Origin of the sequence: Micromonospora profundi (assembly GCF_011927785.1) — a bacterium.
GTDB classification, from domain to species: domain Bacteria; phylum Actinomycetota; class Actinomycetes; order Mycobacteriales; family Micromonosporaceae; genus Micromonospora; species Micromonospora profundi.
This window is the reverse complement of record NZ_JAATJK010000001.1, coordinates 4247331-4273169: the sequence shown is the minus strand read 5'-3', so window position 1 is coordinate 4273169 and position 25839 is coordinate 4247331. Positions and strand designations below refer to the sequence as shown.

At 72.5% G+C, this 25839-nt stretch carries 21 protein-coding genes; 8 read left to right on the top strand and 13 right to left on the bottom strand.

All coding sequences use genetic code 11. From position 1 onward, the window contains the following. Nucleotides 1–55: 55 nt before the first annotated feature. From F4558_RS18720 to F4558_RS18705, 4 genes are read left to right on the top strand one after another with little or no spacing between them, the layout of a single operon-like run. Nucleotides 56–3241 (top strand): FtsX-like permease family protein, encoded by a 3186-nt coding sequence (locus tag F4558_RS18720; protein ID WP_167945323.1) that lies wholly within the window; start codon nucleotides 56–58, stop codon nucleotides 3239–3241. After that, entirely contained in the window at nucleotides 3238–5946 is a 2709-nt protein-coding gene (locus tag F4558_RS18715; RefSeq protein ID WP_053653509.1) for an FtsX-like permease family protein, read from the top strand. Before F4558_RS18720 ends, F4558_RS18715 begins: the two co-directional genes overlap by 4 nt. Before the next feature lies 1 nt (nucleotide 5947). After that, the gene (locus F4558_RS18710; RefSeq protein ID WP_167945321.1) at nucleotides 5948–6943 is read left to right on the top strand and encodes an ABC transporter ATP-binding protein; all 996 of its coding nucleotides are present in this window, start codon (nucleotides 5948–5950) and stop codon (nucleotides 6941–6943) included. Between the two features lie 14 nt (nucleotides 6944–6957). Then, on the top strand, nucleotides 6958–7680 hold the full coding sequence (locus F4558_RS18705) for an ABC transporter ATP-binding protein (protein ID WP_157552369.1): 723 nt from the start codon (nucleotides 6958–6960) through the stop codon (nucleotides 7678–7680). A gap of 27 nt (nucleotides 7681–7707) precedes the next feature. Here F4558_RS18705 and F4558_RS18700 read toward each other — a convergent pair whose 3' ends face one another. The 3 genes from F4558_RS18700 to F4558_RS18690 all read right to left on the bottom strand — a co-directional run bounded on the left by F4558_RS18700 (nucleotide 7708) and on the right by F4558_RS18690 (nucleotide 10928). Then, nucleotides 7708–8160: a GNAT family N-acetyltransferase gene (locus tag F4558_RS18700; RefSeq protein WP_053653511.1), complete on the bottom strand. Its 453-nt coding sequence runs from the start codon at nucleotides 8158–8160 to the stop codon at nucleotides 7708–7710. Between the two features lie 22 nt (nucleotides 8161–8182). Then, the gene (locus F4558_RS18695) at nucleotides 8183–9709 is read right to left on the bottom strand and encodes an alpha/beta hydrolase (RefSeq protein ID WP_167947557.1); all 1527 of its coding nucleotides are present in this window, start codon (nucleotides 9707–9709) and stop codon (nucleotides 8183–8185) included. 103 nt (nucleotides 9710–9812) lie between these two features. After that, the gene (locus F4558_RS18690) at nucleotides 9813–10928 is read right to left on the bottom strand and encodes an ATP-dependent DNA ligase (protein ID WP_053653513.1); all 1116 of its coding nucleotides are present in this window, start codon (nucleotides 10926–10928) and stop codon (nucleotides 9813–9815) included. A 135-nt stretch (nucleotides 10929–11063) separates the two neighbouring features. Between F4558_RS18690 and F4558_RS18685 the strand changes: the two genes are divergently transcribed. Beyond that, the gene (locus tag F4558_RS18685) at nucleotides 11064–11276 is read left to right on the top strand and encodes a hypothetical protein (RefSeq protein WP_053653514.1); all 213 of its coding nucleotides are present in this window, start codon (nucleotides 11064–11066) and stop codon (nucleotides 11274–11276) included. A 112-nt stretch (nucleotides 11277–11388) separates the two neighbouring features. After that, nucleotides 11389–11811 carry an SRPBCC family protein gene (locus F4558_RS18680; RefSeq protein ID WP_167945319.1) on the top strand — a complete coding sequence of 141 codons (423 nt, stop codon included), beginning with the start codon at nucleotides 11389–11391 and terminating at the stop codon, nucleotides 11809–11811. Between the two features lie 25 nt (nucleotides 11812–11836). On the opposite strand, the gene F4558_RS18675 is transcribed toward F4558_RS18680, so the two are convergent. From F4558_RS18675 to F4558_RS18630, 10 genes are all read right to left on the bottom strand, one after another. Continuing rightward, nucleotides 11837–12757, bottom strand: a complete 921-nt coding sequence (locus tag F4558_RS18675) for a DNA-3-methyladenine glycosylase family protein (RefSeq protein ID WP_167945317.1) — start codon at nucleotides 12755–12757, stop codon at nucleotides 11837–11839. Between the two features lie 129 nt (nucleotides 12758–12886). Beyond that, the gene (locus F4558_RS18670; protein WP_053653517.1) at nucleotides 12887–13534 is read right to left on the bottom strand and encodes a hypothetical protein; all 648 of its coding nucleotides are present in this window, start codon (nucleotides 13532–13534) and stop codon (nucleotides 12887–12889) included. Between the two features lie 205 nt (nucleotides 13535–13739). Continuing rightward, a complete protein-coding gene (locus tag F4558_RS18665; protein ID WP_053653518.1) occupies nucleotides 13740–14522 on the bottom strand; it encodes an anti-sigma factor family protein in 783 nt (260 codons plus the stop codon). Then, on the bottom strand, nucleotides 14519–15211 hold the full coding sequence (locus tag F4558_RS18660; RefSeq protein WP_053653658.1) for a sigma-70 family RNA polymerase sigma factor: 693 nt from the start codon (nucleotides 15209–15211) through the stop codon (nucleotides 14519–14521). The genes F4558_RS18665 and F4558_RS18660 overlap by 4 nt, the downstream gene beginning before the upstream one ends. Before the next feature lie 114 nt (nucleotides 15212–15325). Then, nucleotides 15326–16183, bottom strand: coding sequence for a spermidine synthase (locus tag F4558_RS18655; RefSeq protein ID WP_167945315.1), 858 nt, complete (start codon nucleotides 16181–16183; stop codon nucleotides 15326–15328). 15 nt (nucleotides 16184–16198) lie between these two features. After that, complete coding sequence (locus F4558_RS18650; protein WP_053653520.1) at nucleotides 16199–17158, bottom strand: hypothetical protein; 960 nt, start codon at nucleotides 17156–17158, stop codon at nucleotides 16199–16201. A 55-nt stretch (nucleotides 17159–17213) separates the two neighbouring features. Beyond that, nucleotides 17214–19688 (bottom strand): AAA family ATPase, encoded by a 2475-nt coding sequence (locus tag F4558_RS18645; protein WP_167945313.1) that lies wholly within the window; start codon nucleotides 19686–19688, stop codon nucleotides 17214–17216. Beyond that, complete coding sequence (locus tag F4558_RS18640; RefSeq protein ID WP_053653522.1) at nucleotides 19688–20836, bottom strand: exonuclease SbcCD subunit D; 1149 nt, start codon at nucleotides 20834–20836, stop codon at nucleotides 19688–19690. The genes F4558_RS18645 and F4558_RS18640 overlap by 1 nt, the downstream gene beginning before the upstream one ends. 17 nt (nucleotides 20837–20853) lie before the next feature. Further along, complete coding sequence (locus F4558_RS18635) at nucleotides 20854–22605, bottom strand: ATP-binding protein (RefSeq protein WP_053653523.1); 1752 nt, start codon at nucleotides 22603–22605, stop codon at nucleotides 20854–20856. 164 nt (nucleotides 22606–22769) lie between these two features. Beyond that, nucleotides 22770–23516 carry a pyrimidine reductase family protein gene (locus F4558_RS18630; RefSeq protein WP_167945311.1) on the bottom strand — a complete coding sequence of 249 codons (747 nt, stop codon included), beginning with the start codon at nucleotides 23514–23516 and terminating at the stop codon, nucleotides 22770–22772. 150 nt (nucleotides 23517–23666) lie between these two features. On the opposite strand from F4558_RS18630, the gene F4558_RS18625 reads away from it, so the two are divergent. Both F4558_RS18625 and F4558_RS18620 read left to right on the top strand, forming a co-directional pair. Beyond that, complete coding sequence (locus F4558_RS18625) at nucleotides 23667–24212, top strand: plasmid pRiA4b ORF-3 family protein (RefSeq protein ID WP_053653525.1); 546 nt, start codon at nucleotides 23667–23669, stop codon at nucleotides 24210–24212. Between the two features lie 271 nt (nucleotides 24213–24483). Next, nucleotides 24484–25773: an ABC transporter substrate-binding protein gene (locus F4558_RS18620; RefSeq protein WP_053653526.1), complete on the top strand. Its 1290-nt coding sequence runs from the start codon at nucleotides 24484–24486 to the stop codon at nucleotides 25771–25773. The last annotated feature ends 66 nt before the right edge of the window (nucleotides 25774–25839 follow it).

Here is a 25839-nt window from a genome sequence, read left to right as displayed (position 1 = left end):
GGTGGATGACCTGTCTTGAAGGTCGTCGGCCCGCCAGGGCCAGGGGAGGCGTCGGATGAAGCTGGTGTGGAGGCGGGCCCGCGAGGCGCGAGGTCTGCTGGTTGCCGCGGTGATCGCCGCCCTGGTCGCCGTCGCGTTGGTCACCGGACTGTCCGACTACAACCGCCGCGCGGTGGACGCCGGGCAGCGGGCGCTGGTGAAGGCCGCGCCGGCCGAGGAACGCGGCCTGCTGGTCGGCGGCTCCGGCGGGCGCGACGCCGCCGAGTTCGCCACCCGCGACCAGGCGGTGCGTGCCGAGTTCGTCGACGGGCTCGCCGGCGTGCCGGTCACCGTCTCCGCCGCCCGGTACGGCACGGGCCGGGAGCTGACAGGCGACCTCGGGTCCGTGCCCCGCGCCGGCGACGAGCCGATCTTCGCGAACCTGGCCACCCTCGACGACCTGGCCGGGCACGCCGAGCTGACAAGCGGAGCGTGGCCCCGTGCCGGCGCGACGCCGGTCCAGGTCAGCCTGCCGGAACGGGTCGCCACCGCACTGGGCCTGGCAGTCGGGGAGCGGATCCCGCTGCGCGACCGTGCCACCGAGCGGGCCAGCCAACTGGTACTCGCCGGCACCTGGCGGCCCCGCGACCCCACCGAGGCGTACTGGCTGCTGGCCCCCGGTGTGGGCGCGGGCAGCGCCGGCTCGGGCACCTCGTACGGGCCGTTCGCGCTGGACCCGGCCGACTTCGCGGCCACCTTCCCGGGCTCGGTGTCGGCGGCCTGGCTGGCCGAACCGGACCTCGGCGGCATCGACGCCGCTGACCTGCCGGCGGTGCGGGCGGCCATGACGGAGGCCGTGACTGCGGTGCCCGAGGCGGCGCAGTTGGGCACGTCGGCGCAGTCGTTGACCAAGATGGATCAGCTGCTGGACCGGATCGCCCGTGCCGACCTGGTCGGCCGGTCCGCGCTGGCCACCCCGCTGCTGCTCATCCTGGTGCTCGGCGGGTACGCGCTGGTGCTTGTCGCCGCCCTGCTGCACGAGGACCGCCGCCCGCAGACCGCGCTGCTGCGCGCCCGTGGCGCCGCACGCCGGCAACTGGCAGGCCTTGCCGCCCGGGAGGCGACCCTGGTGATCGCCCCGGCGGCCCTGCTCGGGCCGGTGATCGCCGGGGAGGCGCTGCGCTTCGTCAAACCCGGCGGGGCAGCCGAACTGTCCTCTGCCGGCGGAAACACCACACTGATCTGGGCGGCTGCCGCGGCGACCGCCGCCGGCTGCCTGGTGGCAATGGTCGCGCCCACGCTGCGCGGCGCCGGCACCTACGTGGCCGACATGGCCGCCAGGTCCCGACCGAACCGGGCGGCGAGCGTCCAGCGGGCAAGCGTCGACCTGGTACTGGTGGCGCTCGCCCTGCTGGCCTGGGTGCAGCTGCGCCAGTACGCGTCACCACTGGCCGGCTCGGGCGCCAGCCTCGGGCTCGATCCACTGCTGGTGGCCGCGCCCACGCTCGGCGTGCTGGCCGGCGCCGTGCTGGCGCTGCGGGTGCTCCCACCGGTCACCCGGTTCGCCGAGCGGTTCGTCGACCCGCGGCCCTGGACGGCCACCATGCTCGGCATGTGGCAGGCCGGCCGGCGTCCACACGCCGGACCGGTGCTGCTCCTCGCCCTCGCCGTCGGCGGCAGCACCCTCGCCTGGTCCCTGGTCAGCACCGGTGAGCGGTCCCAGGTCGAGCAGGCCAGCCACACCGTCGGCGCGGACCTGCGGGTGACCGAGCGGACCGGTTCCGCCCCGCCCACCCGGGCCGGCGAACTCGCCGCGCTGCCCGGCGTGGCCCAGGCGCTGCCGGCGTGGCGCGACGAGGTGCGGGTCGGAAGGCAGAACCTGCCCACCACGGTGATCGGCATCGACCCCGCCGGGGCGCCCGGCGTCGTCCTGCTCGCCGACCGCCTCACCGACGGGTCGGCGTCGGAGAGCTACAAGCGGATGCTCCAGGCACGCGGCGCTCCCGTCGGGATCGAACTGCCCGCCGGCACCCGCGCGGTCACCGGTACGGTCCGCACCCCCGTCGAAAGGGCCTTCCGACCCCATCGGATCGCGGTGGCGCTGCTGTTCACAAGCGCCGACGGGCTGGCCCTGCGACTGCCGGCGGTCGAGGCCACGAGTGACGGGCGGTCCGCCACGTTCACAGTGACACTGCCCGACGTCGGAGGGGCACCGCTGAGGCTGGCCGGCTTCGAGGCCGACGGAGGACGGGCGGCCGGCGACTCGTACCGGCTCGACGTGGAAGGGTTGGCCCTCGTCGGCGCGGACGGCACCGCCCGGCCGGCCAACCTGACCGGCAACTGGATGGCGACGACGGGGGACGGGCCGGGCCACCGGGCGACGTCCACCGGCACCCGTGTCCTCGCCGACCGCCCGGTGGACGTGATCCCCGGAGGGCAGTTCGCGTACCAACCGTCCACCCGCTTCGCCATCGTGCCCGCCGGGGTGGCCGAGCCCGTGCCGGTCCTGATGACCGCCGGAGTACGCGACGCGCTGAGCCTGCGCACCGGCGACACCGTCACCCTTGCCCTCTCCGGCGTGTCCGTGCTGACGCGGCTGGTCGGCGAACTGGAATCCGTGCCCACCACCACCGGCGAGGGCGTGCTGCTCGACCTGCCCGCCGCGGTGAACGCCCTGATCCGTGACGGCGGAACGATCCGGTCGGTGCCGGAGTGGTGGCTCGGCACCGACGACGCGTCGGCTGCCGCCAGCGCCGCCGCCGACCTGCCCGGGGTGACAGTCCTGGAACGCCGGACAGTGGCCGAGGCCGCTGCCGACGACCCGTACTGGCGGGGGTCACGCACGGGAATGCTCGCCGCCGCGCTCGGTGCGGTGCTGCTCGCCCTTGTCGGTCTCATGGTCGACGTGTGGGCCACCGCCAGACGCCGGCTCGGCGAGTTCGCGGTGCTGCACACCCTCGGTGCGACACCTCGGCTGCTGGCCCGGGCGATGCTTGCCGAACAGACATTCCTCGCCGGCATCGGCGTGGGGGTCGGGCTGCTGCTCGGTGCCGTGGTGGGGGCCACCATGGCTCCCCTTGTCATCCTCACCCCGGCCGCCGGCCGACCGGTGCCTTCGGCGGCGTTCGTGCTGCCCTGGGTGCCGGTCGGGTTGACCGCGGCCGGACTGCTGCTGGCGGCGCTCGCCTTCAGCGCGTTCATCGCCACCGGCATCCGCAAGCGGGTGGCGGCGGTGCAGCTGCGAATCGGGGGAGAACGATGAGCATCGGCGCGGTCGTCCGCCGGGTCCGGGCGTACGGCGGGCAGTTCCTGCTCCTGGCGGTGCTGACCCTGGTGGTCACGCTGCTTGTCAGCGGAGTTCCCCGGCTCGTCAACCGGCTCGCCGAACAGGGCCTACGGGCGCAACTGAACAGTGAGCCGGCCGCCCGCCGGGATCTCTCGTACGCCACCGGCGAGGCGCCTTTCACCTCGGTCAAGACCGCTACGGGAGCCGCCCGTGAGCGGTTCGACGCCTTGGCGAAGGAGATGCCGCCGCAGGTGCGCTCGGTGGTGACCGAGCGGTGGCACAGCGTGGAGACGATGCCGGGCCGGGTCACCGGCCCGGACCTCGCGGCCCGCAAGCTGCTTGTCGACCTGGGTCTGCGGGTCATGCCCGACGTCCAGGACAACAGCACTCTCGTCGACGGGGCGTGGCCGAGCGAAACCTACATTCCGGAGCGGCCGATCGAAGTGGCGCTCGACGCCGACGTGGCCGGCAAGCTCAACCTGCGGCCCGGCAGCCAACTGCGCATCGGCAACGTCGACGACAAGGGCGCAATGATCGACCCCGTCCCGGTGGCGGTGTCCGGGCTGTTCCGCCCCACCGACCGGGCGAGCGGCATGTGGGACGGACTGCCGCCGGCGCTGCGAATCACCGAACCGCTCGGCGACGGTCAGCCGCTGATCGTCGTCGGCGTGGTCGCCCAGTCCACATTCAACAAGCGGGCCGCGGAGGGCTGGCCGATCCGGTCCGACTGGCGCTACCGGCTGGGCGTCAACTCCATCGACGCACGCAACCTGGACCAGTTGATCGACGGCCTACAGACGATGCAGCGCAGCACTCCGCCGGACCTCACACTGACCCAGGGGGTCGACGTTCCGCTGCGGGCGTTCGCCGCCCAGTTGAACGCCGCCCGGACCCTGCTCGCGGTGATCGCGGCGGGCGTGCTTGCCACCCTGGCCGGGCTGATCGTGCTCGCGGCCACCCTCGCCACCAGGCGGCGTCGCGCGGAGTACGTGCTGCTGCGCGCCCGAGGAGGTGCGGCCACCGCCGGCGCCCGGCGCAGCCTCGCCGAGTCACTGCTTGTGGTGCCGGTCGCCGCGGCGCTGGGCTGGTGGCTGGGCACCCTGTTCCCCGGCGCACCGGACCCGACCGCGCCGTACGCCGCCGCTGTGACGGTGCTGGTCACCCTCGCGCTGCCGTTGGCGACGCTTGCGGTGCCGACCGGTGGGGCGGCCCGCCGCGACCTGGTCCGGCTCCGCCCCTCGGCACGCCGACTCACAATCGAGGTCTCCCTGCTGCTGCTTGCCGGGCTCGCGGCGGTGCTGCTGCGTCGACGCGGCCTCACCCTCGGCGAGGTGGACCCGCTGCTGGTGTCGGTGCCGGTGCTGCTCGCTGTCGCCGCGGCGGTGCTGGCGCTGCGCGCGTACCCCTGGCCCTTGCGGTTGGTGAGCCGGCTCGCCGCGCGGACCAGGGGCAGCGTGACGTTCCTCGGCACCGCGCGGGCCGGCCGCTCCGCTGTCGCCGCCCCCCTTGTGGTCGTGGTACTGGCGATCGGCACCGCGGCGTTCTGCGCTGTCGTCGCCGCCGGTGTCGACGCCAGCAGGGATCGGGCCGTCGAGCGGACAGTCCCGGCCGACGCGATTGTCCGCGGCGAACGTCTCGCCCCGGACACCCTCGACGCGGTGAGTCAGCTGCCCGGCGTCAGCGCCGTCACCCGGGTGGCGGACGAGCCGGACCAGCGATTGGCCGCCGACGCCCTCGGCACCGACGCGCGGGTCGGGCCGGTGCAGGTGCTGCTTGTGGACGGTTCGGGCCTGAGCACGGTCAGCCGGGAGTCCGGTGTGGTCGTGCCGCTACCGGCCGTGCTGCGCAGCGCCGAGCAGGCGTCCGGGCCACTGCCGGCCATCGTCTCCCCGGCGGTCGCCGCCGACCTGACCCGGGTGGGTCTGGACCGTTCGGCGTTCGTCTCGGTGCAGGGCGAGCGGTACGAGTTCCGTATCGCCGGTTCGCAGGACACCTTCCCGCTGCTGTCGGAGGGTGCCGGCCGGTTCGTGATCCTGCCCTGGCAGGCGCTGCCGGCCCGCACCACCGAGCCGGTGCCCACAAGCCTGCTGGTCGCCGGGGACCGGCTGGACGCAGAGGCGTTGCGCCAGGCCGGCGACCAGGGGCAGGAGCGCTACCTGCGCGACGGAACGGTGACTGGCCGGGAACGGTTCCTCGGGGCGACTGTCGACACCCGCGACGGTGTCCGGCGGGATCTTGGCGACGGTGGCGCGAACGGCGTGCTGGCCTTCGGATTCGTCGCCGGCGCGGTCGGCGGCACCGTGCTCGGGCTGCTCGCCATCGCGTTCACAGTGCTGGCCGGCGCGCGAGACCGGGGTCAGGTGCTGTCCCGGCTGCGCACCCTCGGCCTGTCCCGCAGGCAGTGGCGAGGACTGCTGCTTGTCGAGTTGACCCCGCTGGTCGGCACGTCGGTGCTGACCGGCGCGCTCGTCGGGGCGCTACTGCCCCTGCTGCTCAACCCGGTGCTCGGCCTGTCCGCGTTCACCGGTGGCGTACCTGTCCGGGTGGCCTTCGAGCCCGGCCTCGTCGCCGCTGTGTTCGCGCTCGGGGCGGTCGCCCTCGGCTTCGCGGTCACCGTCGAAGCGCTTAACAACCGCCGGTTGCGCCTCGGTGAGGTGCTCCGGCTCGGAGAGGAGAGCTGAGATGACCGCTACCGCACAGACCGAACCCATGCCGGACCTGGCCGCCCTTCAGCGGCGGGCCGCGCAACGTGCCGCCGAACGGGCCGGTGGCGAGGACCGGCTGCGCGGCCACATCGTCTGCGACGGCCTGGTGCGCATCTTCAAGACCGAGGGGGTGGAGGTCGTCGCCCTCCAGGGTCTCGACCTGGTGATCGACAGGGGTGAACTGCTGGCGATCGTTGGCGCGTCCGGCTCGGGCAAGTCCACTCTGCTCAACATCCTCTCCGGCCTGGACACGCCCACCGCAGGCATCGCCCGGGTGGCCGACTACGACCTGCTCTCGCTGTCGGCCAAGCGGCGGTTGAGTTACCGGCGCGAGCTTGTCGGGTTCGTCTGGCAGCAGACCGGCCGCAACCTGCTGCCGTACCTGACCGCCCTGGAGAACGTCGAGCTGCCGATGCAGTTGGCCGGCAAGCGGTCCCGCAAGGCCCGCCGGGCACGGGCTCGGGAACTGCTCGACATGGTCGGCGTGGGCTACTGCGCCGACCGGCGGCCCGGTCAGCTCAGCGGCGGCGAGCAGCAGCGGTGCGCAGTTGCCGTGGCGGTTGCCAACGACCCCGAGGTGCTCTTCGCCGACGAACCCACAGGTGAGCTGGACGAGGCGACCGGCGCTGAGGTCTTCGCGGCGTTGCGCACCATCAACGCCGAGCTGGGCGTCACCATCGTCGTCGTCACCCACGACCACGCCGTGGCCAGCCAGGTCCGCCGGACCGTCGCGATCCGCGACGGTCGAACCGCCTCCGAGGTACGCCGGACCGCGCGTGTCGGCGCGGACGGCAACACCGAGCTGGTCAGCGAGGAGTACGCGGTGCTGGACCGCAACGGCCGGATGCAGTTGCCCGCGGCGTTCGTCGACGCGCTGTCGCTGAAGGAGCGGGTCCGGCTCGATCTGGAGCCCGACCATGTGCAGGTACGGCCCGGTGACCGGGCGTCGGAGGAACGGGAGGCACGGGCGTGAGCCGTCGGGACATGATGGTGACGGGAGCGGCCCCGCTCGGCGGTGCGCCCGGGGGGCACTCTGACGAACTGGTCCGGGTCAGCGGTGTGAGCCGGACCTTCGGTCGCGGTGAGCACGCCGTGCACGCGGTGCGGGACGTCTCGTTCCGCGCCAACCGTGGCGAGTTGGTAGCCATTCGCGGCCGATCCGGCGCGGGCAAGACGACGCTGCTGAACATCATCGGCGGGCTGGACCAGCCGGACAGCGGTCAGGTGGTGGTGGCCGGGCACGAGGTGAGCGCGGCCGGCGAGGCGGAGCTGCTACGGCTGCGCCGGGGCACCGTCGGGTTCGTGTTCCAGACCTTCGGGTTGGTGCCGATCCTCTCCGCAGCCGAGAACGTCGGCGTGCCGCTGCGGCTCGCGCAGGTGCCGGCCGCCGAACGGGAGCAGCGGGTCGCGGTGCTGCTGGAACTTGTCGGCCTGGGCGGGCACGCGGCGCAGCGCCCCTACGAACTCTCCGGAGGGCAGCAGCAGCGGGTGGCGGTCGCCCGCGCCCTCGCCAACGAGCCGGACCTGCTCATCGCCGACGAACCCACCGGCCAGCTGGACTCGGAGACCGGACGGTCCATCATGGACCTCCTGCGCGCCGTCGTACACGCCAGGGGGATGACGGCACTGGTTGCCACGCACGACCCGGCCCTGATCGACCTCGCCGACCGCGTACTCGTCTTGCGGGATGGTCGCCTGGTGGACAGCTGACCCGCGTACGGCGGCCGGCCACGTGGGTCAGAGCGCGAGCTTCATGCCCTCGTGGCTGGCCACGAAACCGAGGCCCAGGTAGAAGCGGTGCGCGTCGGCGCGGGTCTTGTCGGCGGTGAGCTGCACCAGCGCGCAGCCGCGCTGCCGGGCCTGGCCGATCGCCCAGGTCATCAGGTCCCGGCCCAGCCCTTGCCCACGCCGGTCGGAGCGGACCCGGACCGACTCGATCAGGGACCGCTCGGCACCGTGCCGGCTGAGGCCTGGGATATAGGTGATCTGGAGGCAGCCGACCAGGTCACCGTCCTGCTCCGCGACGATCAGCTGGTTGCGCGGGTCCGCGTCGATGGCCGCGAACGCCCTCTCGTACGCCTCGTCGACAGCGGTGAAGTCGCGGGCCCTGCCCAGGACGTCGTCGGCGAGCAGTGCGATGACGGCGGGCAGGTCGGCCCGGGTCGCCTCCCGGAAGATCATGTCGCTCATGCCGGTGAGCCTGCCACACCATTCAGCGCGCCGGGCAGCGCAGGCCCTCCCGCGGGACGGTCAGGTCGAGCAGGTACGCGTCCACCGCGTCGGTGATGCAGGCGGTCTGCGGGTAGGCGGTGTGCCCCTCGCCCTCCCAGGTGAGGACCCGGCCCACGCCAAGCATCGACGCGAGGCGCGGGGTTTGCTCGTAGGGCGTCGCCGGGTCGCCGGTGGTGCCGACCACCACGATCGGTGGTGCGCCGTCGGCCTTCCCGGTCGGGTACGGGTCACGCCCGCCCGGCCACTCCACGCAACTCAACATGCCCACCGCGAGCGCAGGACCGAACAGCGGATACTTCGTGCGCCACTGCGACTGCAACTGGCGGATCTCGTCGCGGCTCGGCTTCTCGGTCTCGTCGGCGCAGTTGATCGCGAGGTTGGCGTCGAACAGGTTCGAGTAGTGCCCGTCGCTCTCCCGGCCGGCGTACGAGTCGGCGAGCCGGAACACGTCCTTCGGGTCGCCCTCGGCCAGCCGGTCGATGGCCTGGGCCAACTGCTGCCAGCCCGACTCGGTGTAGAGCGACGAGATGACCGCGTAGAACACCCAGCCGGCGGTGGCCTCGCGCCCGTCGTCGCCGCGTACCGGGGAGACCTTGGCCTTGTCGATGGCCGAGGTGACAGCGGCGCGGGCGTCCGGGGCGATCGGGCAGCGGGCGGCGTTCGCGGCGCACCAACGGGCGAAGTTGTCGAAGGCCCGCTCGAAGCCGCGGGCCTGGCTCTCCGAGCCGGCAATCAGCCGCTGCTGCGGGTCGACAGCGCCGTCGAGCACAAGCGCGCGCACCCGCTGCGGGTAGAGCTGGGCGTAGATGGCGCCGAGCAGGGTGCCGTAGGAGTAGCCCAGGTAGGTGAGCTTGTCGTCGCCAACTGCCGCGCGGACCGCGTCCATGTCCCGGGCGGCCTGCTCGCTGCCGTACAGCGGCAACTGGTCGCCGTAGCGGTCGCCGCAGCCGCGCCCGATCCGCTGGCTCAGCCCGATGAAGCCGTCGAACGACGCCTGGCTCGCCGGATCGGGGTCGTAGCCGAAGCTGGCGTCCAGGTCGGCGTCGGAGATGCACTTCACCGGGCTGGACCGGGCCACCCCGCGCGGGTCGAAACCGACAATGTCGAAGCGTTCGGTGATCGAGCTGGGCAGCCCACCGAACTGGGTGCCGAAGGAGAGGTAGACGGCGGTGTCCACACCGGACCCACCCGGCCCGCCGGGGTTGACGACGAGTGAGCCGATCCGGTCGCGCTGCTTGCTGGACCGTGCCCGCAACAGGGCGACCTCGAAGGTCTCGCCGGCGCCCGGCCCAGCGGTCGCTCCGGTGCCGTTGCCCCAGTCCCGGGGGACCGCGATCCGGGCGCACTCGTAGCGCATGTCCGGCGCGCCCCGGCCGACCAGATCCTCGGCCACCTCCGGGCAGGGCCGCCAGGTCGCCGAACTGCCGGCCGGTGCCGCCTCGCCCGCCACGTCGGTGCGCGGCGCGAACGCCGGCAATGTGCAGCCGGCGGTCAGCAGGGCAGCCACGACGAAAACGGCAAGACAGCGACGGACCCGGCGGTTGGTCGCCCTCCACGGCTGGTCGGCGGTGCGGGTCACGTGATCCTCCGGTGTCGAGTCGACGGCCAGGCTACGCCGGGCCGGTGGCGGCCCTGTCCACGGTGGCGGTCGGGTCGCCGCGCAGCACCTCGTCCACGTCGTAGCGGATCGGGCGGTCGAGCTGGTCGTACCGGCAGGAGCGGGGATCGCGGTCCGGACGCCAGCGGACGAACCGGGCGGTGTGCCGGAAACGGTCACCTTCCATCGCGTCGTATGCCACCTCGACCACCAGCTCCGGACGGAGCGGCTCCCACTCAAGGTTCTTCGTGCCGGTCCACCGGCTCACCCCGCCCGGGATGCGCTGGCCGCGCTCGTGGTCGCCGTGCACCCACGGATGCTCGCCGCCGGTGTCCCGGTAGGGCGCCAACTCGTCGAGCAACTCGGCACGGCGGGCCATGCTGAACGACGCGCTCACGCCGACATGGTGCAGGACGCCCGCGTCGTCGTAGAGGCCGAGCAGCAGCGAGCCCACCACCGGGCCGGACTTGTGCCAGCGGAAGCCGGCCACCACAGCGTCCGCCGTGCGGGCGTGTTTGACCTTGAACATCAACCGCTTGCCCGGCTCGTACGGCAGGTCGGCCGGCTTGACGATCAGGCCGTCCAGACCGGCGCCCTCGAAGACGTCGAACCAGCGCTGCGCGGTCTCCGGATCGGTGGTGACCTGGGTGACGTGCACCGGCGGGCGTACGCCTGCCAACGCCTCGACCAGCCGCTCCCTGCGGCGCGGGTAGGGCTGGTCCAGCAGGGCCTCGTCACCGATCGCCAGCAGGTCGAACGCCACGAAGTCGGCGGGAGTGGTCTCGGCCAGCATCTTCACCCGGGACGCCGCCGGATGGACGCGCTGGGCCAGCAGCTCGAAATCCAACCGGGGCTGGCCGCCCGGCCCGTCGCGCCGGATCACGATCAGCTCCCCGTCGACGGCGCACCGCTGCGGCAACTGTCGGCGGGCCTGCTCGACCACCTCGGGGAAGTAACGGGTCATCGACTTGCCACCCCGGCTGGACAGCTCGACTTCGTCGCCGTCGCGGAACACGATGCACCGGAACCCGTCCCACTTGGGCTCGTAGGTCAGCCCGGCGGTGGTGGGCAGCTTGGGAACGCTCTTGGCCAGCATCGGCTCGACCGGCGGGTTGATCGGCAGGTCCACGGCGACCAGTCAATCAGACGGTGCCGACAGTCGTGAGGCACATCACGGTGGAGGCGAGGGCGGCGTGTCCGTCCGAGCGCCGCTCGTCCCGACCGGGCGAATCAGATAACCGCAGGTCAGAGCTACTTTCGCGAGATGTCCGAGTGGGTCTGTGACTGCTGCGGGCGGTGGCGGGTGAGCGTCGAGCTGATCCGGGGCCGCTACCGGTACCGGCTGACCCGCCGATACCCGGAGCGGTTCGGCGGTGGCCGCAACGTGCTGGGCGAGGTCGGATCGGTACCGGAGCTTGAGGAGTTGCTCGCCCGGCGTACCCCGCTGAGCCTTGCCGATCTGCGCGAGGCCGCCTGACCGACGCCGCGCGCCCTGGCCGGGCGTCGGACGCCCGCGTCACGATTCGCCGCGTCGGCTCGTCCCCCTCGCGCAGCGGCGCCGGGCGGCGCCGCGCGGGGGAGGACGAGAGATGCGGTTCGAAGCGGGTACGGACATCGCCGCCGACGCCAAGCGGGTCTGGGAGGTGCTTGTCGACGTGCAGCGGTGGCCAGAGTGGACGGCCTCGGCCAGCCGCGTCGAGCGGGGCGAGCAGGGGCCGCTCGCCGTCGGCGCGACAGCCCGGCTGACCCAGCCGAAGCTCCGGCCGGCGGTGTGGCGGGTCACCGAGCTGACCGAGGGGCGGAGCTTCACCTGGGTCTCCGACACCCCAGGTGTGCACACCAGTGGGGAACACCTGCTGTCGCCGCTGCCGGGCGGCGGCACCCGGGTCGAGCTGGCCATCGTCCAGTCCGGGCCGCTGGCCGGGCCGGTGGGCTTGCTGTACGGCGGTCTGCTCCGGCGCTACCTGCGGCTGGAGACCGAGGGCCTCAAGCGTCGAAGCGAGCAGGGCTGACGCTGAGCGGGCTGCGACGGCGTGGTCAGAACCGGGCGAACGAGCGGATCGGGGCGCGCGGGCCGTACTTCGGCGCCTGGATGCCGGCGGCCTCCAGCAGCACGCAGACCCGACCCCGGTGGCCCCGGAACGGCTCCAGCAGGGCAAGCATCCGGGCATCGTCGCCGCGCGCCTCCCCGGCGAGCGCCCAGGCCACAGTGTTCGGGATGTGGTAGTCGCCGACGCTCACCGCGTCCGGGTCGCCGTAGGCGATCCGGACCACCTCGGCGGCGGTCCACGGGCCGATACCGGGAATGGCGGTCAGCCGGAGGGTCGCCTCGGTGGTGTCGGCGCAGCGCTCCAACCTGTCGGCCAGCGCGGCGGCGCGACGCAGCGTGTCGGCGCGGCGCTGCTCGACGCCGAACGGGTGGAACACCCAGTACGGGGTGGCGGCCACCGCTGCGGCCTCCGGCGGGAGCAGTAGCGGTTGCAGTGGGCCGGGCGCCGGCTCACGGAAGTGCCGCACCGTCGCCGAGTACGCCCGGTAGGCCTCCTTGCCGGTGACCTTCTGCTCGAACACGGCGCGCAGCAGCCGGGGAAAGACCTGCCCGGTGGTGGGCATCCGCAGGCCCCGGTGCTCCCGGGCCAGCCGGGTGACGAGCGGGTGCGCCGCCGCCAGTTCGGCGAAGCCGGTCAGGTCGTCGCGTAGCCCGGCGATCGCGTCGGCGCGAGCCACCACCTGCTCGGCGCCCGGCCCGTAGCCCTCGGCGATCAGGTCACCACCGGCCGGGCGCAGGGCGAGCGTGGCCGGGCCGTCCGAGGTGCGGGTGGCCCACCAGAAGGTGCCCGCCGCGATGCGCGCGCACGGGTCGTACGGGCTGAAGGTCAGGGCGCGGACCGACGCGGTCAGCCGGTAGCCGACCGGCGGGTGCAGCACCCGGGTCGCGGCGGGCTCGGTCTCGGTCACCCCGCCACTCTGCCAGGTGGGGCTCCGGCCCGGGTCACCGCCGCTCCCAGCGGACCCCGCGCACACGACGATGGTCGGTCGCGCCCTCCCCGGCGACGACCGACCATCGAGCCCTTCATGCGTACGGGATCAGTACGTGCTGCCGCCACCGGAGTCGCTCGCTCCGCTGTCCGCCGGCGGGGCGACAGCCTTCGGCGTGGAGGTGGGCAGGCAGCTCAGGTTCTTCTTGCCGTCCGGCTGGACCACGAACCAGGTGCCGCCGACGGCCTGGCCCTTCCACTGGCCGGGCTTCTTGTCGCCGATGTAGCGGTAGACCGGCCAGCCGGCGATGGTGAGCTGACGGGTGCCGTCCTGCCGGGTCACGCTGCCCACCTTGTCGTCGGAGACCCCGGTGAGCTCCGGGTTTCCGTCGGTCAGGGCCGGCGGCCAGACCTGCGCGCACTTGTCGACGCAGTTCGACGCGGGCGGGTCGGCGGTGTCCTTGTCGAAGCGGTACAGGATCCAGCCGTCCTGGTCGGTGACGACGCTGCCCATCCGGGCGACCTTCTTACCGATCAACTTCTCGGTCAGGTCCACGTCCGCGGGCGGCGGCGCATCGGCGACTGGCGCGTCCGGGGTTGCCGACGCCTCGGGTTCAGCCGCCGCGGTGGGCTCGGCCGCGGCGACGGCGACCGGCTCGGCCGCGCTCGTGTTCGCCCCGTCGTAACCCGCGGGAGCGCAGGCCGTTAGTGCGACCATCGCGCTCACCAGGATGACGGTCCGCTTCATCTGTGCCACGTGCCCTCCTCATTCTTGGCAGTTCACCCATAGGTACGGAGTGCGGGCTGTCAAGGTTGAAGTAGTAACAGTGGTCAATTTCACTCAAATTGGTTGAACCGAATGGGACGGTCATCCGTACGCCCCTACGCGGGACCTCTCCGCCACCACAAACAGATCGGCGCCGGTCATTGGAAAATGACCGGCGCCGACAGGGTACGCGACCTTACATGGGCACCGTGACCAGCGGGCTTGCCACACCATGACTGTCGACCGACTGCACCTGGAGCTGCTTGATCTCGCTCGACCGCGCCGACGTCGAAGCGCTCAGTTCGAGACCCTGCGGACGATTGTTGGTGCCATATCCGCCCTCGGGAACCGACCACGTCGAGATCACCTCGGTGGTGGAGTTTTTACGCACCACCACCAACCGGCAGGTACGCGGCCCAGGCAGTTTCCGCAGACTGAAGTTGATGCGGGTGCCGTACTCCCGATCCACAAGGAACATCGTCGTCTGCACGCCCGTCGTCGGATCGGTGGCGTCGACCTGATCGCCCTCCTCCTCGGTGCCGCCGACGCCGGGGCCACTCGGCGGTGCCGTCGGCGCGCTCGTCGGGGGATCGTTCACCACCGGGCTCGGCGCCGGCTCCGCGACGATCCCCGGAGAGTCGTCCCCGGCCACGCTCACGAAGCCGTACCCGGTCAGGCCGCCGAACACCACCACCGCCGCCGCAGTGGCGAGCAACTGACGAAACCGCGTACGCCGACGGTCGGTCCGGACTGCCACCAACGTCCGATCCAACAGGGCCGGATCGGTGGCGGTCTGCTCCATCGCCATCATCGTCTCGCCGTCGATGTCGGAGAGCAGGCCCACCACCGGCACCATCGTCTCCAACTCGGCCGCGCACGCCCAGCACGCGGCGAGATGTTCCTCGAACCGCTCGGTGTCCTGCTCGTCGAGCACGCCGAGCGCGTACGCCGCGACGTCCATGTGATCCGGTCGGCTCATTCTGTCACCCCCCGCTCCTGCAGAGCCGTGCGCAGCGCGCGCAGCGCGTAGTAGACCCGCGACTTGGCGGTGCCCAACGGAAGCCCCAACTCCTCGGCGGCCTCCGGCACCGTCCGCCCCCTGAAGTACGTCGAGATCAGGATCTCCCGGTGCGACTGACTGAGCGTACGCAGTGCGTCCGCCACAGTCATCGTGCGTAGCACCCGGTCGGTGCTGTCCGCCTCGGCGAACGCCGTCAGGTCCCGGTCGTACGTCTCCGGCGGCCGGGCCTCCTGGCTGCGATGCTCGTCGATGGCGATCCGGCGTGCCACAGTGACCAGCCAGGGCCGCAACGACCCCTGCCCCTGCGTGCCGAGGCGATGCGCGTTGCGCCAGGCCCGCAGCAGCGTCTCCTGCACGATGTCCTCCGCGCGCTGCCGGTCCCCCCCGGTGAGCCGCATGACGAACATCAGCAACGGGCCAGCGTGTTCCGCGTACAGCAGCCGGATCAACTGGTCAGAGTGGCTGGCCTCGGAGGTCGTCGCCTGGTGGCGCCCGGGCGCCGATCGGGGCGTCACCGGACCATTCTGGCGAGACGACGCCCGGGCGTCGACCCCACGGGCAGACGAAGTCGGCCTCGACGACGACCGCGCCGACAACCAGTCAGCGCGAACCGCGTCCCCATGCCAACCGGCCGCCACCGCATGCATGCAGACCTCCGGGATGTCCGTTACCACCGCCGCCCCCACAAGGCGAGCCGCTCGGTGGTACGCACCGGGGAGGCGAGCGGATCAACAATCCGGGGAAAAAGTTCTGCGGCGACGTCAGCGACGGACGGAGAACAGGCCCGGCGGCGGCGGATCCGAGCCTGTCGCGTCGGCATCACGCACCACCTGTGCGCCACCGACGAAACGGTCCAGGTCGTCGCCGGCCACCACCCGACCGGGAAACCAGTCACCCGCCGCCCGCCGGGTCAACTCGGGCACCGGGGGAGTGGACCGGCCCGCCACCAGCACCAGATTGCCGTACCGGCGGCCACGCAGCACCGCCGCGTCCCCGACCAGGCACGCCTGCGGCAGCACCGCGCGGACCGTGGCGACCTGACCACGGGCGTGCCGCAGCGGCGGGCCGTCGGCAAGGTTCGCCAGATACCATCCCGCCGGGCTGAGCACACGGGCCACCTCGGCGGCGTACTCCACAGAGGTGAGATGCGCCGGGGTACGGGCACCGGCGAAGACGTCGGCGACCACCACGTCGTAGCTGGCGTCCCGCGTCGAGGCCAACACGGCCCGCGCATCCTCCACGCGCACCCGCAGCCGGGCATCGGCCGGCCAGGGCAACGCTCGACGCACCAACTCCACGAGCGCACCGTCCACCTCGGACACCCGCTGCGTGGATTTCGGTCGGGTCGCGGCGACATACCGGGGCAGGGTCAACGCACCGCCACCGAGGTGCAGCACCCGCAGCGGCTGGCCGGCAGGCGCGATCAGGTCCAGTGCGGCGGCCAGCCGCCGGACGTACTCGAACTCCAGATGTGTGGGGTCGGTCAGATCGACGTGCGACTGCGGCGCGCCGTCCAGCAGCAGCGTCCACGAACCCGCCCGATCCGGGTCCGGAACAAGCTCCGCCTGCCCGGTGTCCACCTGCTCCACCAGCCGGTCAGTCGCCCGCTTACGCCCCACAGTGACCAGACCCGATCAACGGCCGACGCGGGCCGCGGCGGTCAACGCGCGGTGCAGCAGCCGGGAATCACCGAGCAGCGCCCGCAGGCGGCGCTCCAGCCCGGCGATCGGGACCAGGTTCTGCGGGGCCCGCGGATCCTTGTACGGCGTGGACGCGAACCGGGGCAGGGTGACAAGCGACAGGTCGGCCAGCTCGATCGCCGCCTCCACGGGAAGGTCGGCCGAACACTCCACCCGCACGATGCCCGCCCACGGCGCCCCGAGCGCCACCGGCAGCCGCAAATACCACGACCAGCCACCCCAGGCCGTGCCGAGCCGGAACACCGGCGAACGCTCACCCGACGCCAGACCGGTCACCACCGCCGTCAACCGGGCATCCAGGTACTGGCTGTGCTGGGTCTTGATGTAACCCAACGTGCGCGGCAACTGCCGGCGGCTCCGCAGCGGGCCGTCCACCACCAGCAGGTCCCCGTCGACCCGGGCGGCGTCGGACACCGCCACCTCCAGCGCCGTCAACGGGCCCTGCACGGCCGCAGGCAGCTTCGCCAGCTCACCAGTGCCACCCACCCGGTGCACCGGATAGCGGATCGCCCCCGCCACCACGTCCTGCGCCGACGGGCTCGCCGTGAACAAACCCCGACCGACCCGGGTCCCGGCCAGCTGCGCCGCACCCCGACCCAGATCGCAGCGGACCACCCCCGCCGCGTACGAGGCGGCCAACCCCGGGAACGACCCCCCGTCGGCCTCGGCCGTCCAGATGCTCGCGTCGATCCGACGGACCCCGTCGACAAGCAGCACCACATCCGGCGACCGCACGCCGGCGCGTACCCCGATCGCCCGCCAGTCCACGGCGGGCAACTCCACGTCCGCGTCTACCTGCGCGCTGCTCGGCGCGGCCGGCCCCGACGCGGACGCCTCGAACGACGCGCCGTAGGCCGGATCCCACGAGTCGACGAAGAAAGCCGCGTCGCTCACCGGGCCAGCCTTTCGTTTGCGACTGCGGGGCTCCGCTGCGCTGCGCTCCTCGCGCTCACCGGCCCGTCCGCTCGACCCGCGCCGAACGGGCATCCTTGCGCACCTCGAAGCGGACCGGGATGCGTTCGGCAAGCGCCGGGACGTGCGTGACCACGCCGACCATCCGGTCACCCCGGGCGGCCAGGTTTTCCAGGGTCGCGGCCACCGTGTCCAAAGTGGCAGCGTCCAAGGTGCCGAAACCCTCGTCCAGGACGATCGACTCCAGGCTCGCCGCTGTCGTCGACATGCCGGCCAACTGCTCGGAGAGCGCGAGGGCCAACGCCAGCGACGCCTGGAACGTCTCACCGCCGGACAGGGTGCGCACACCGCGACGCAGTCCGGCGTCGTGCTGGTCGACCACGAAGAACTCGCCCTTGTCGTGCACCAGCTCGTACTGGCCGGAGGACAACTCCCGCAGGATGCCCGACGCGCCGTCGACAAGCAGATCCAACGCCTCGGCCAGCAGCCACCGCTCGAAGTTGTTGGCCCGCAGGTGCCCGGCGAGCGCGCGCGCCACCTGAGCCTCCCGCTCGTGACCGGCCCGCTGCTCCCGCAGCGCCCCGGCCTGCTCGCGCCGCTCGGCCAGCCGACGCCTGTCACCCTCGGCCCGCTCCACCGCAACCGTCGCCGCACGCACCGGATCGTCGGCGACCGGCACGTCGGCCGCGGCGAAGATGGCGGCGATGCCCTGCTGCACCGCGTCGGCAGCCGCCTCGGCCTCCGCGACGACACCGGCCCGAGCCGCCCGGTCGGCACGTCGGCGCTCCACCTCGGTGCTCGCCCAACCCGTCAGCGCCGTCCACGCGGCGGCCACGTCGTCCCTGTCGGTGGCGGGCGGTCCGAACCGGGCCAGCCCGTCGCGGGCGGCGTCGAAGGCCCGCCAGGAAGCGCGCAACCGCTCCTCGGCGGCGTCCACCCCGGCACGGGCCTGGCGGGCGCTGTCCCGGCCGGCCCGCACGGCGGTCGCCGCCTCGTCCAGGGCGCGCCGCAGCCGGGCGTGCTCGGCCAACTCCCGGTGCAGCACCGCCGGCTCGGCCGCGCCGGCGAGTTGCCCGTCGAGGTCGGCCAGCCGGGCGTCCACCTGCTCCTGCCGGGCACGGGCCTGCACCAACAACCGCTCCAGGTCGCGCGCCGCCGCGTCCCTCTGCTGCACAGTCGCCTGGGCGGCCTTGGTGGCGGCCCGCGCCGCTTTGCCCGCCGCCGTAGCGGCGGCCACCGCCGAGTCGGCCGGCACCGCAGGCACCTGCGCCACCGGCTGCTCGCAGACCGGGCACGGCGCGCCCGGATGCAGGTGCGTGCGCAGGCTCACCGCCAGGTCGGTGGCCTTCGCCTCCTCGTGCGCCCGGAACGCCGCCTCCAACTCGGCGTCGGCCCGTTCGGCGTCCACGCGGGCGGCGGCCAGCGCGGCCACCGCCGCCGTGTGCTCGTCGTGCGCCGCGCGCACCGTCGCCCGGACCGTCTCGGCCTCGCCGGTCAGTCGGTCCCGATCGTCGTACGCCCGCAGCAGCATTCGCAGCGCGCTCTCGTCCCCGGCGCGGGCCAACTCGCCGCGCAGTTTCTCCTCGCGCTCCTCGGCAAGCGACACGGCGGTGGCAGCAGCCTCGGCCTCGGCCCGCGCCGCACTCACCGCGCGGGCGACCTCGGCCACCCCACGCGGTGCCTTGATCCCGGTCAGCACTGTCAGCTCGTCGTCAAGCGCGGTCAGGGCTGCCGCCGCCTCCTGAGCCCTCGCCCGGGCCGCCGCCAACTCCGGCACCGCTGCGGTCACCGCGCCTGCCAACTCGACCATGCGGTCGACCCGGGCGTCGGCCTCGGCCAACGCCTCGTCGTCCACACCCGTCAGGCCGGCGAGCAACTGGTCGACCGCGTCCAGCCGGGCCTCCGCCTGCGCGGCACGCGCCGAAGCCCTCTTCTGGACGTCCTCGTAGACGCCCAGGCCGAGCAGGTTGACCAGGATCTGCTGCCGGGTCGCCGGCTTGGCGTGCAGGAAATCGGCGAACTGGCCCTGCGGCAGCACCACGCAGCTGGTGAACTGCTCGTACGGCAGCCCCACCGCCTCCAGCACCGCCTGCTCCATCTCGGCTGGCGTACCGGCCACCACCTCGCCGAGGTCGTCCGGGCTCAAGCCGGTGTCCAGCTTCGTCACGTCGAACCCGGCCGGCATCAGCTGCAATCCGGCGTTCGCGGTCTTGACGTTGCCCCGACCGTCCCGGCGCACCACCCGGGTCGCCACGTAGCGGGCGCCGCCGGACTCGAACACCAGCCGCACCCGGGCCTCGGCGGCCGACGGCGCGAGCGCGTTGGCAAGCCCTCGCGGGCCACCCCAGCGGGGCACCATGCCGTAGAGGGCGAAGCAGATGGCATCGAGCACAGTGGACTTACCCGAGCCGGTCGGGCCGATCAGGGCGAAGAAATCGGCATCGGTGAAGTCGACTGTCGTCTCGTCCCGGAAGACCGTGAAACCGGCCATGTCCAACCGCATCGGACGCATCAGTGCTCGACCTCCTCGAAGAGTTCGTCGAAGAGTTCCCGGACGCCCTCGTCGGAGTGCCCCCGGCTGTCCAGGTAGTCGGCGAACAACTCCCGTGGCGAGCGCCCCGAGCGCTGCGCGATGCGGGCGCCACTGCCCGGCGTGGCGAGCATCTCCGGATCGATCCGGATCTCCAACGCCCGGGGGAGCAACTCCTGGATCTCCTCGCGCAGGCCGGCGCGGGGCTGCTCCCGCACGAACACGCGCAGCCATGCGTCGGGCGCCTCGATCTCGGCGAGCTGGGCCAGGGTGCCCCGCACGGTGCGCAGCGCGCTCGCCGCCGTCACCGGCACCTCCCGGATCCGGGCGGCGGTGGTGGCGCTGACGTCGACCAACGTCACCGAGGGGACATTCTCCTGCTCGCCGAAGTCGACAGCGAGCGGGCTGCCGCTGTAGCGCACCGGGCAGGGACCCTCGACGCGCTGCGCCCGGTGCAGATGGCCCAGCGCCACATAGTGCGCGTTGGCCGGAAAGACGGTCGCCGGCACCGCGTAGCCGAGCACCGTGTGCGCGTCCCGCTCGCCGCCACCGGCAGCCGCCCCGGTCACCGTCACGTGCGCCGTGACCAGGTGCACCCGGTCCGGCTCGGTGAAACCCTCGGTGAGTCGGGCCAACACCCGACCCAGGTGGTCGGCGTACGTCTGGTTGGCCTCCGCGGCGGTCAGCTCGTACATCTCCAGCGCGCGGATCGCGTACCGCTGGGACAGGAACGGCAGCGCGGCGAGCTGCCACCGCTCCCCGTCGGCGGTGGTGCCGTCGATCACGTGCTCGTCCGGATTTTCCCGTACGCCGCCACGGAGCGTGATGCCGGCGGCCTCGGCCCATGGCCGCAGCGCGTCCAGCGCCGGACCGTTGTCGTGGTTGCCGCCGATCGCCACCACGTCCGCGCCGGTACGCCGCAGCGCCGTCAACGCCCGGGTGACCAGGCGGGTCGCCTCCGAGGTGGGCGCGGCCGTGTCGTAGAGGTCACCGGCGACGATCACCAGGTCCGGCTGCTCGGCACGGGCGATGTCGATCACCCCGGCCAGCACGGCCTTGTGCTCCTCGGCCCGGGACTGCCCCTTGAGCACCTTTCCCACGTGCCAGTCGGAGGTGTGCAGGATCTTCACAGTTGCACCGGCCCTACCTAGAACGGGATGTCGTCGTCGGTGCCGCCGCCGGAGCCCACCACGGCGAACGGGTCGGCGGACTGGGTGATCGAACGCAACGTCTCCGATGGTGCCCGGCCCGCCTCGGAGACCCGGGTCGCCCATGCCGGGAACGGGAACTCGAGGCACAGCGGCACCGGGATGTCCGGCTGGTTGACGAACATGGTGCCCGGCTTGGCCAGCAACGCCCGCTGCCGCTGGGCGGGCGGGAGGAACCCGTACTCCGGGCGGGACGCCTCGGCCGGGTCGAGCCGGCCGACCACCCGGATCGCCGAGTTGGTGACGATGCGCCGCTCCACCTCGCTCGCCGTCTGCTGCGCGCCGATCAGAATCACCCCGAGGGAGCGGCCCCGCTCGGCGATGTCGAGCAGCACCTCCTTGATGGGGGAGGAGCCTTCCCTGGGGGCGTACTTGTTGAGCTCGTCCAGGACGACGAAGAGCAACGGCTTGGCGGTGCCCGACTTCTCCTTGCGCTCGAACTCGCTCTTGAGCGTCACACCGACCACGAAACGCTGCGCGCGGTCCGGCAGGTTGTGCAGGTCGACAACTGTGACCTGCGCCGACTCGCTCGTGTTGATCGAGTGCGGGCGGCGCGTGGCCAGGTCGCCGCGGATCAGCCGGGCCAGGTCCTTCTTACTGCCGATCAACCGCCGGGCGAATGCGTTGACGGTGCCCAGGCCGACCGCGCTGCCCGCCCAGTCGGAGCGGGTCTCGTCGTCGTTGAGCTGGTCGACGATGTGGTCGACCAGATCGCCGTAGGAGCCGAGCCGCACGCCGTCGATGCTCACCCCGCCGTCGGCCGGCTGCGCGTAGCGGGCCAGGTGCGCGGTGACCGAGTGGACCACCATCGTGTACTGCTGGCGTTCGTCGTCGGCGTCGGCGAACACGTACGGCAGGAGGCGGTCGGCGCAGAACTCGCTGAGCGTCCAGTAGAAGCTGTCGACGCCGGTGAGCCGGCTGCTCACGTCGGGGGTGCCCGACGAGTCGCCGGGGCGCGGCGGGGCGTAGACCCGGACGTCGGGGAACGCGCCGGCGCTCAACCCCAGCTTCGCGTACGCCGCGCGGGTCGGCTCGTCCAGGCGGGTGTTGGGGTGGTCCAGGAAGAGCAGGTCCTCGCCCTTGACGTTGAAGATCAGCGCTTTGGCGTTGACCGCGTCGCCGCCCAGCACCCCGGAGCGGAACACCGAGTAGAGCAGGAAGGTGGCGAAGCTGGTCTTGGTGGCCACCCCGGAGATGCCGGAGATCGAGACGTGCGCGCCGCGGCTGCCGTCGAGGAAGTCGGCGTTGAGGTAGACCGGCACACCGTCGCGGCCCATGCCCATCGGGATGCGCCGTTCCATCCGGTCGAAGTGCAGCGCGCGGGCGCGGGCGTCGCCCTCGGCCCGGTGCACCACAGCGCCAGGGGTCGGCGGCACGTAGAGCTCGGGGTCGACACGGGTGGTGGTGACCTCGGCCGCCTCCTGCACCTGCGCCGGCAGCGTGCCGTCGGCGATGGCGAACACGTCCGAGTCGAACTGGGCGCCCTCGTGGCGGGCGCGGACCTGGGTGACCACCCCGGCGATCGTCACCGGCTCCCGGTTGGGCAGCTCGCGCCGGGTGACCACCACGTCGTCGAGCTGGAGGTAACTGCCGGGCGCCACGGCCGTCCAGAACTGCAACGGGGTGGCGTCGGCGGTGCCCAGCACCCGGCCGACCGCCTCGCCCGGACTGTCGAGGTCGCGGTCGGTCATCGGGCGAGGTGGGTCGGTCGGGCAACACGGTCGGCGCGCATGACGTGCATCCTGCCCGAGGAGTACGACAGGTCGCCACGCGACGCGGCGGACGACACGATGCCCCGTCACACTCATGACAGGGGGTGTGCAGCCGGCGACAACCCGTGCCCGCTGCTCCGTTCCTACGGGCGGGCGTGGCGGAGCATGAGGACGCCGTCGTCGGCGGCGAGCACGTGCCGCAGCGGCAGGTGCCGGGGCGCGCTGGCGTCGCCGGCGGTGATCCGGCCGGCGCCGGGGCCGGCGAGCAGCGGCGCGACGGTGAGGCACAGTTCGTCGACCAGGTCGGCGGCGGTGAGCGCGCCGAGCAGGTGCGGGCCACCCTCGCAGAGCACCTGGGTCAGCCCTCGCCCGTGCAGTTCGGCGAGGCCGGCGGCCAGGTCGACGCGGCCGGTACCGCAGCGCAGCAGGTCGGCGACGTCGGTCAGGCCGGGCGGCGGCTCGGCGCCGGAGTGGGTGAGCACGATCGGCCGGACCGGCGCGTCGGCGAAGGCCGCCTGCGCCGGGTCCAGGCCCAGCGAGCCGGAGACGACCACAAGCGTCGGGTACGCGGCCAGCCCGTTCGCCCGCCGCCAGGCGCGGCGGTTCTCGCTCAGGCGGACCGCGCGGTAGCCCTCGTGCCGCAGGGTGCCGGCGGCCACCACGAGGGCGTCGCAGAGCATCCGCAGCATCCCGAACACCCGCTTGTCCGGCTCGCCGGAGAGCCCGGCGGAGTAGCCGTCGACGGTGACCGCACCGTCCAGGCTGGCCACGAAGTTGACACGCAGTCGGGGTTGGTCGGCGCGGCCGTACAGGGCGGTCAGCGCGGCGTCGTCGAGCGGCTCGGTCGACGGCTCGGGCCAGAGCCGTCGAATCGGAATTCCGACGGTCATTCGCCGGCCGGACCAGTGACCGGAGGGGTCGGTTGGGCGGTACGGTGCTGGCAGTCGCACCAGTTCCGGCCCGGGCAGTCGTCGTGTCGCCGGGCCCGGCACGCTCGGCAGATCATGCTGGCAGCCTAAGCCGCGGGAGGACAGGACAGCATGCCGCGTCAGATCTTCCAGCTGAAGATGTCCGTCGCCGGAGTCCGCCCGCCGGTGTGGCGTCGGGTGCTCGTGCCGGCCGGCTACACGCTGGACCGGCTGCACCGGGTGGTGCAGCACGCGATGGGTTGGCGGGACTGCCACCTGCACTCGTTCGAGATCGACGCCGTGCAGTACGGCGAGCCCGACCCGGACGGCGACCTGGTGCTGCACGACGAGTTGGACGTGCGGCTGGACGCGGTGCTCGGCAAGGGCAGCCGGTTCTCCTACACGTACGACTTCGGGGACTGGTGGGAGCACGACCTCGTCGTGGAGGACGCGCTGACCGCCGATCCCGACGAGCGGTACCCGATCTGCCTGGACGGCGAGTGGGCCTGCCCGCCGGAGGGCATCGGTGGCCCGGTGGGCTACCACGCGTTGCTGGCTGCCCTGTCGGATCCGACGCATCCGGAGCGGGTCATGCTCAGCGACTGGGTCGCCGACGGCTTCGACCCCACGTTCTTCGACCCCGCCGTCACCACGACGTTGCTGCGTCGCTTCTGCTGACGGTCCCTGGGACGGCCGCGCCGAGGTGTGCACGGCCCTTGATCAGCCCTGCGAGTGCCCGCCTGAAACAGGGCGGTAACGATCTGGGAACGCTCCCAACGGTCTATTGACACCCCCGGACCGCGCCGGCAATCTCATGGGAGCGCTCCCGGAGTGGTGCGGGTCACCCGCCGCGCGCCGGGTGCGATCCGTGGCAGCGCCCACCGGGATTCGCCACCAGCACCCCCACCACACCCGACTGAAAGCCTCACCACCGAAAGAGGGGTTACAGATGCGCCTCACCACGCGGCGTACCCGCCTGGCGGTCGCTGCCCTGGCCGCGATCACCGCCGTCAGCGGTCTTACGGCATGCGGCAAGGACGACGACAAGCCGGCGGCCGGCGAGAAGCCGGCCAAGCTGGTTGTCGACACCTTCGGCGAGATGGGCTACGACGAGCTCGTCAAGCAGTACGAGAAGGACACCGGCATCAAGGTCGAGCTGCGCAAGACCGCGCAGCTCGGTGACTACCGGCCGAAGCTGGTCCGCTACCTGGCCACCGGCAAGGGCGCGGCGGACGTCACCGCCCTGGAAGAGGGCATCCTCAACGAGTTCAAGCCCAACGCGCGCAACTGGGAAGACCTCGCGCCGCTGGTCGCCGACCACTCGAAGGAATACCTGCCCTGGAAGTGGGAGCTGGGCAAGGCGCCGGACGGCCGGCTGATCGGCCTGCCGACCGACGTCGGCAGCCTCGCCGTCTGCTACCGCAAGGACCTGTTCGAGGCGGCTGGCCTGCCCACCGAGCGCGACCAGGTGTCGGCGCTCTGGCAGGACTGGAAGGGCTTCCACGACGCCGGTCTGAAGTACAAGCAGGGCAGCGGCGGCAAGGCGTTCATCGACTCGATCACCGCCGTCTCCAACGGTGTGCTCTTCCAGGGCAACGGGGACCTGTTCTACGACAAGGAAGACAACATCATCGCGGACACCAGCCCCGCGGTGAAGAACGCCTGGGACACCGCCACCTCGATGGTGGACATCTCCGCCAAGGCGTCCACCTGGTCGCCCGAGTGGTCGGGTGGCTTCAAGCAGGGCACCTTCGCGGCCACCTTCTGCCCGTCCTGGATGCTCGGCATCGTGTCGGACAACTCCGGTCCGGCCAACAAGGGCAAGTGGGATGTCGCGTCTGTTCCGGGCGGCGGCGGCAACTGGGGCGGCTCGTGGCTCGCGGTTCCGGCGCAGAGCAAGTACCCGAAGGAGGCGGCGAAGCTCGCCGAGTACCTGACCAACGCGAAGAGCCAGGTGGAGGCCTTCAAGGCCAAGGGCCCGCTGCCCACCAACCTGGAGGCGCTGAAGGACCCGGCGTTCCTCGGCTACACCAACGAGTACTTCAGCAACGCGCCGACCGGCAAGATCTTCGGGGAGAGCGTCGCCAAGATCCAGCCGATCCACCTGGGTCCGAAGCACCAGGCGGTGAAGGAGAACGCGCTCGAGCCGGCTCTGCGGGCGTTCGAGAACGGGCAGGCCGACAAGGCGAAGGCCTGGGAGCAGTTCACGAAGGACGCAAAGACTCAGGGTGCCTTCTGAGTGATTCCCTGTCGGTGGCGTCCGGGGCTTCCCGGACGCCACCGGCCGGTCCCCTCCGCGTAGCAC

Coding starts and splice junctions, on each gene's coding strand:
- F4558_RS18720 (WP_167945323.1), top strand. CDS start 56: ATGAAGCTGGTGTGGAGGCGGGCCCGCGAGGCGCGAGGTCTGCTGGTT.
- F4558_RS18715 (WP_053653509.1), top strand. CDS start 3,238: ATGAGCATCGGCGCGGTCGTCCGCCGGGTCCGGGCGTACGGCGGGCAG.
- F4558_RS18710 (WP_167945321.1), top strand. CDS start 5,948: ATGACCGCTACCGCACAGACCGAACCCATGCCGGACCTGGCCGCCCTT.
- F4558_RS18705 (WP_157552369.1), top strand. CDS start 6,958: ATGGTGACGGGAGCGGCCCCGCTCGGCGGTGCGCCCGGGGGGCACTCT.
- F4558_RS18700 (WP_053653511.1), bottom strand. CDS start 8,160: ATGAGCGACATGATCTTCCGGGAGGCGACCCGGGCCGACCTGCCCGCC.
- F4558_RS18685 (WP_053653514.1), top strand. CDS start 11,064: ATGTCCGAGTGGGTCTGTGACTGCTGCGGGCGGTGGCGGGTGAGCGTC.
- F4558_RS18680 (WP_167945319.1), top strand. CDS start 11,389: ATGCGGTTCGAAGCGGGTACGGACATCGCCGCCGACGCCAAGCGGGTC.
- F4558_RS18665 (WP_053653518.1), bottom strand. CDS start 14,522: ATGAGCCGACCGGATCACATGGACGTCGCGGCGTACGCGCTCGGCGTG.
- F4558_RS18660 (WP_053653658.1), bottom strand. CDS start 15,211: ATGCATGCGGTGGCGGCCGGTTGGCATGGGGACGCGGTTCGCGCTGAC.
- F4558_RS18645 (WP_167945313.1), bottom strand. CDS start 19,688: ATGCGTCCGATGCGGTTGGACATGGCCGGTTTCACGGTCTTCCGGGAC.
- F4558_RS18635 (WP_053653523.1), bottom strand. CDS start 22,605: ATGACCGACCGCGACCTCGACAGTCCGGGCGAGGCGGTCGGCCGGGTG.
- F4558_RS18630 (WP_167945311.1), bottom strand. CDS start 23,516: ATGACCGTCGGAATTCCGATTCGACGGCTCTGGCCCGAGCCGTCGACC.
- F4558_RS18625 (WP_053653525.1), top strand. CDS start 23,667: ATGCCGCGTCAGATCTTCCAGCTGAAGATGTCCGTCGCCGGAGTCCGC.
- F4558_RS18620 (WP_053653526.1), top strand. CDS start 24,484: ATGCGCCTCACCACGCGGCGTACCCGCCTGGCGGTCGCTGCCCTGGCC.